The sequence below is a fragment of the Pseudomonas sp. Q2-TVG4-2 genome (assembly GCF_013620795.1).
Taxonomy (GTDB): domain Bacteria; phylum Pseudomonadota; class Gammaproteobacteria; order Pseudomonadales; family Pseudomonadaceae; genus Stutzerimonas.
This window is the reverse complement of the sequence record NZ_LGLW01000039.1, coordinates 1-348: the sequence shown is the minus strand read 5'-3', so window position 1 is coordinate 348 and position 348 is coordinate 1. Positions and strand designations below refer to the sequence as shown.

Here is a 348-nt window from a genome sequence, read left to right as displayed (position 1 = left end):
GAGAATTCGAATTCGATCTGGTCCCCTTCTTTCAGAGTTTTGAGCTGATCAGGCTCTGCTTTGAAGCCCATCGTCATCGACGGCCAACCCAGCGATTCGACCGGTCCGTGTGCGATGGTGACGGTCCCCTTATCCATATTCACTTTCTTGACCGTGCCAGTGGCAGTAGCGGTTTGTCCGGCCGCCTTCTGATCCATCTCCATATTCATGCCTTGATGATCCATCGGCTTGCCGCCCATAGGTTCCTTATCGGCAGCATAGGCGGCGGGTATCAGGAGGAGCGTGGCAAGGGTAATGTGCTTGATTTTCATGGATGTTCTCCAGTGGGGTTGGTTACTTGCTGGGGGG

General features: G+C 54.3%; 1 protein-coding gene. It reads right to left on the bottom strand.

All coding sequences use genetic code 11. The annotated features are described in order from the left end of the window. Window positions 1–311 (bottom strand): copper-binding protein (locus tag H3028_RS21055; RefSeq protein WP_181299138.1); only part of this gene is annotated, 311 nt, incomplete at its 3' end. Between the last annotated feature and the right edge of the window lie 37 nt (window positions 312–348).